Origin of the sequence: uncultured Algibacter sp., assembly GCF_947487605.1 — a bacterium.
GTDB lineage: Bacteria > Bacteroidota > Bacteroidia > Flavobacteriales > Flavobacteriaceae > Algibacter_D.
In genome coordinates this window covers 1-5,612 of the sequence record NZ_CANKXK010000020.1, presented here as the reverse complement: position 1 = coordinate 5,612, position 5,612 = coordinate 1, and the positions used below count along the sequence as shown (strand labels likewise).

General features: G+C 32.3%; 4 protein-coding genes. All 4 read right to left on the bottom strand.

Features of this window, described 5'->3' with window-relative positions; all coding sequences use genetic code 11:
* Positions 1 to 394: 394 nt before the first annotated feature.
* A complete protein-coding gene (locus tag Q0739_RS14520; RefSeq protein ID WP_298239461.1) occupies positions 395 to 1,576 on the bottom strand; it encodes an MvaI/BcnI restriction endonuclease family protein in 1,182 nt (393 codons plus the stop codon).
* Positions 1,573 to 3,780: a DNA cytosine methyltransferase gene (locus Q0739_RS14515; RefSeq protein ID WP_298239460.1), complete on the bottom strand. Its 2,208-nt coding sequence runs from the start codon at positions 3,778 to 3,780 to the stop codon at positions 1,573 to 1,575. Before Q0739_RS14515 ends, Q0739_RS14520 begins: the two co-directional genes overlap by 4 nt.
* A gap of 313 nt (positions 3,781 to 4,093) precedes the next feature.
* The gene (locus Q0739_RS14510; RefSeq protein ID WP_298239459.1) at positions 4,094 to 4,627 is read right to left on the bottom strand and encodes a GNAT family protein; all 534 of its coding nucleotides are present in this window, start codon (positions 4,625 to 4,627) and stop codon (positions 4,094 to 4,096) included.
* 204 nt (positions 4,628 to 4,831) lie between these two features.
* The gene (locus tag Q0739_RS14505; protein ID WP_298239458.1) at positions 4,832 to 5,515 is read right to left on the bottom strand and encodes a hypothetical protein; all 684 of its coding nucleotides are present in this window, start codon (positions 5,513 to 5,515) and stop codon (positions 4,832 to 4,834) included.
* Positions 5,516 to 5,612 lie beyond the last annotated feature (97 nt).

Below are 5,612 nucleotides of genomic sequence, written 5' to 3'. Positions count from 1 at the left end.
CGCTGTAACGTCTAATTACTTTGTCATTTTTATACATAATTGTGTTAAATTATGTAGCCTTTATTCAGGACGGGTCATTATTAAACCCAACGGTCTAGTGTATGAAACGTAGCGTGTAAAAAGACACTAAATTTTCGGATTAACACAGAGCCGAATTTTTAATTTTTATGTTTATTTTTTTTTAAATATAACCAAATTAAAAATTTGGCGGACTTAATAAAAAGTAAAAACCTTTGGTAAAGCCTTTACTAGCTATGTTTTATACACATTGTTACCTGGCTGGCGTTTTTCCACAAACTTGCTAGCGTTGGCAAAGACATACTCTTTTACAGTTTTGGTATAGCGTGGATGGCGCGACTGGAAATGTGTATGGCTTTCAGCGTTGGCAATTCCACTATATCATTAAATTATAACTTTCACTTGGCGGGAACAGTAATTCAATTCCTTTTGGTTTTATTTTAAATAACGGACCTTTTTCGACAACCTTTCCTTTTGAGTTTCGCTTTATTAAATGGTCAAGTGTTATAATTCCTTGCTCAATTAACAAATCAAATTGAGAAGTGATTGGCTTTTTAGTATGTTCTACCAACTTATATTGAAAATGCTCTCGGTTATTTATTCTGGTACTTTCGGCTTCTACCCAAAAGGTTTCTTTATGTTTTGACTTTAGTCGATTATGAAGTTTGTCTAACGTCCAAACCACAAAATCGCCAACCTCTGGTTTATCAGAGTTTTCAATCAGTTGTTTAATGTCACTATCGATTCTTAAATTCAAGCCTTGCGAGTTTCTTGTAATTGCCGAAACTGTGCAATACAGCTTAAAATCTTCTTCTCGTTCATAGCCGAAGTTATCAAGAATTTCTGCCGAACTTTTAAATTTACTCAATTTCCAATCTGGAACTTGTGCAAATAGATTTTTTCGATTTGTTCTGTTGTTTCTAAATGATTTAAGCTCAATTCCTTTGTAATCTGGTTGTTTAGAGGAATTAATGTCAATTCCGAGTGCTGTTTCAAGTGTTCTTCCAACCGAAGTGTCAGCGTCAACCATTGAAGGAATTGGGCCAGCATTTGCTATTTTTCTTAACATAGCCAAAAGCTCAAAAGCGACTTCGTTCTCAGTTGTGTTAATTGCATTAATTAACTCTTGAAATGGATTCAGAATTGAAGAATTAATCAATTCTCTGATATCTAATTTTGTTAAGTTGAAAACTTGAAATCGGCTATCAAAGTAAGTTATTCCAATAATATCGTTTGGGTCAGCAACCTTTGTCAGACTATAAAACCAAATCCTTGGGTCGCCCTTTTTGGTTGAAGGACGATATAAAGATGCTTTCGATTCTATAGTCTTAAAACCAGTATGAATAATTGCTGGAATCATTACTTTACTCTCCGTTCCTTGACTTTGTAATTCGTAGTCGTGTATATTCTCACTTTTTAAATAGCTACGAACAGAACCAGTCGCATCCATTATAGATTTTTTTAATCCTGTTTCGGTTGGTTCAATTAAAGTAAGAGAAACTTGGTTTTTGGTCAGTAATTTTATTTTTTCTTGTTCTGCGGTTGTAAGTTTTCTCACTTGATATGTTTTAAAATTTCACTTGCTACTGCTCTTGCTAATAATGGTGGAACAGCATTACCCACTAAAGTGTATTGTGGCACTTCTGTCTTTCTATTATTTCCACCTGTTGAGCGTTTGCCTTGGAATACAAAAGAGTCGTCAAAGGATTGTAAACGTGCCATTTCTCTAACAGTTAAAGACCTTGGTGAATTATAGTGAATATAATCGTCTGCAATAGTCATTATGGTAGAGCTTTGTTCGTCTGGTTTTAAAACATTGTAATTTCTCTTATTTGTAGAAAGATTTAACTTTTCAAGTTCAGGTTGTGCTTTTCTGTAGTTTCCATTTTTTAAAATGACATCAAGTCTTTCAATAACAGTTTCGTTCTGGTTACTTGTTTTGTGATTGTTTAGTATGTCAAAATACTTTTCTCCATTTTCAAGTGCTTCTCTATTTCTAACATAAAACGGCTTAGTTTGTGGTTTGAAACGTTCAATCAATCGACCTTTTTTTGACCACTCAGCAAATGATTTTCCACCTTTTGAAATTGGCTTTCCATCAATTCTACGCTTCTTTAAAAGTTTAGCCATTTTTTTGGAAGTTCCATTGTATTGAGCTGGAATGTCAACCAATTCGTAACGGTGAGCTTCTTGATTATTACCTATAAAATCTAAGTCATACAAGGCTTCGAAAATGGTTACTTTTTCTTCTTCAGAAACTGTTGCAGGAATTTCAGAAATATACTTTTGGTCTTTGCGACAACCAATGAAAAGCACTCTTTCTCTATTTTGTGGAACACCATAATTTGAGGCGTTAGCAACAAAAGGTTTTTCTATTTTGTAAAGTCTAATACTTTCAAGAATAGTTTCTAATTCCTTTTTCTGTGATTTATTGCAATGCGATTTTAATATCTCTATTGACTCATCAAAAGAAGTTGTATAGATTTTTAAAGCAGTAATGATATCATCACAATCTTTTTTATAAGTATTTGGAACTTTTAAAATTTTGAAAGCATTTTCAATTTTTGATATAACATTTTCTGAACTGATTTCTGTTAGGAAATCAGTAAAAGCATTTACAAAATTATCACTATCAATATTGCAAAAGTCTTTTTCTTTTATAATATCACGTTTCAGTTTTTCCCATTCTTTCGCTCGCGCTAAAAGGTTAAAACCGTGACGAATAGTATTTATATTCTCGTCCGTTTTACTGGTTTTGTAATCTGCAATTTTTGGTGTTAGTCTTCTAAATCTATTTTCTACAAAATTGATAAAATCAGCTTTTCCGCTTTCTTTATCTTTTTCGAGTAACTTTTCAAGTTCAACACGCTTTATAATGCTGTCAAATAGAAAAGAATTTGATTCATCTCGCACCTTTTTTATAAATGATGTAAGTGAAGGAATCTCTTTGATGTCAACAATAGAGTTTATCTCTTTTATTATAAGTTCTTTTATCTTACCGCTTTCTTTTGTTAAAATGCCTTTTACATTTTCCATTATGAAGTATTTCGGCTGTAAAACCTTAATGACTTCTAAATAATGAGAAAATAAGTCGTCTTTTTTGTCGAATTTCTTTCTTTTTCCTGCAAGGCTAAAACTTTGACAAGGTGGACCACCACAAACAACGTCTATTTTTCGACCATCTATTTTTTCTAACAAATTGTCTAAAAAGTCTGGTTCTGTAATATCTTGTTTAAGAAATTCTGCGTCTAAGCCTAATTGGTGGTTGTAACGAACAACGTGAGTTAATTCGCAATTTTCATTAATGTCGTTGGCAACTATGAAATCAAAGAATTTGTTGTTGTATTCAGCTTGCAAAAAACCCTCACTAAAACCACCTGCTCCAGCAAATAAGTCTACAAAAGTGAAGGGTTTTCCATAAAGAGCGACCTGTTCTTTTACAATATTTACATTGCTATTCGCTTTATAGTTTTCGATGTGTTCGTTCAATACGTTTTTGACTTCATCCTGAACAAAGGTTTTTTTGTTAGAATGGTGTAGAAGTTCATCCGCTCGTTCCCTTAGAAAATCCAAATAATGGTTGATTTCGTGAGATTCTACACTTAATCCAATAGCTTTCTGTTTGGATTTGTTGAAATTTTTCGGTTCTATTTTCTGTCCCGTAGAAACCTTAACTTGACTTCCGTTACAGTTTATTCGTAGATGAATTGGTGCAAACCCTTTTTTGTCTGGTTTGTCTAAATAAAAATTAATTGTTGCCATAATTATTCACGGACGTTTTTACGTACACGGACAAATTTACGGACATTTTTTTAAATTCCTATTTAATTCTGATTTTTGTTCGGATTAAGTGTTGGGAAAAGGCAAGCTCTTTTTATTTTGTGAGGCACGAACAAAATGAAATGTGCTTGACTATGCGGTTGGATTCGCTTGCAGGTAACGTTTATGTATAAGATTAGTGCGGTTTTGGGTGCGAGGATTTTCCGCAGGAAAATCAGATGTAACAAAACAGGACTAATCGCTGGATTAAGCACAGACCCAAGCATTAATTTTATACTTTGTTGCCAGTAGTTTTTTATTCATTTCTCAATTTCCCATAATATATTAAATCAATAATTTCGCCTGAAGTCGTCATATAATCATTCCTAATAATTCCCTCAATTTTAAATCCGCATTTTTCAGACAATTTTCTTGTCGCTATATTTTCGGGATGTGTTCTTAAATACAGTTTTCTGAACTGAAATTCGTCAAAACAGTATTCGCAGAAGCAGTTAAGTGCTTTGGTCATAATTCCTTTTCCTGCATATTTTTCATCCATATAAAATCCTAATTCGGCTTTTCCTAAATTATTATCTATATGTTTTAAATCTATAAAACCAATGAACTTTTTATCAGAATTGTCTACAATTACGTATGAAAAATATGTTTCGTTTTTTGTTCGTTCCAAAATTTTGTTCATAAAAACTTTGGTCGATTCAATTGTTTTCGTTTCGAGTACAGTTCCAGTAAAAATTTCTTTTAGACGTTTTCGGTTATCGTTGATAAGATGAAAATAATTATTCAAATCTTTCATTGATAATAATCGGATTGTGTAGTTTTCGAAATTCAATTTTCTTAATTTATTTATTCCACTCTTTTTCTAAAGTTCGATTTTTGTTAAATTACTGGCAACGGATTTATATATGATTTGTTGCGTGTTTTAAGCACTGAATTTAGTAAATAAAAACTGAATAGAAAATCCGCGAGGATTTTCGTAAGTAGGCTAGAACTAGCAATAAATTATATATGTTGTTGCCACCAGTACTTTTTCAGTTTAAAAGAATTTCGACAAATAATCAATTCTTTCTTGATTGGTAATTATTTCGTGATACCAAACAGGTGGCTGATAGTCAACCCATTCTTCTTCTTTTTCGCTTTCACTTTGTTTCTTTCGAGCGTTTTCAATGATATCAAGTGATGCCTTACTTGGTTTTTTTAATAATTCAATCGACTTTATCTGATTAACTTCAATACTTGTTTTACCGTTTTGCTCATCTGAAATATATCCAACAAATAAGTCTAAAGGAAGTTTCGTGTAAATAGGCATTTGTTCCAAAAGTCTATATTTCTCAACGTCTGTTTTGGTAATTGTCAATGTGTTTTCCTTTTCATCAAATTCAGTTTTCGGTTGTTGAAGATATCTTAAGCTTATATTCTCAACATAACATAGTTTTGAAGTTCCATTTCGATGAGATGCATAACTGTCAAGATTTGAAAGGTTGAATTTAAAGTCATAAAGAATTAATTGTTTTGTTCCGTTATCGTGTTCGAAGCAAAATCCGTGAGTTCGATATTTATATTCATATCCTCTAGCTCCAAACGTGATAAATCCTTCTATTATTTTTCCGTCGTTTAATGTGACTTTACACACAGCTTGAATTTCAGGTGCTCCAAGGTCAAAATCAACTGTTTTTCCAGATGTAAAAAGTATTAAAATTATAGAAAATATTATTCTCATTATCGTGTTTTTCGTATTGGTGGCAACGGTTTTGCATATGCTTTGTAGCGTGTGCAAGCCGAAAGATAGTAAATAAAAACTGACAGAGAAAATTCGG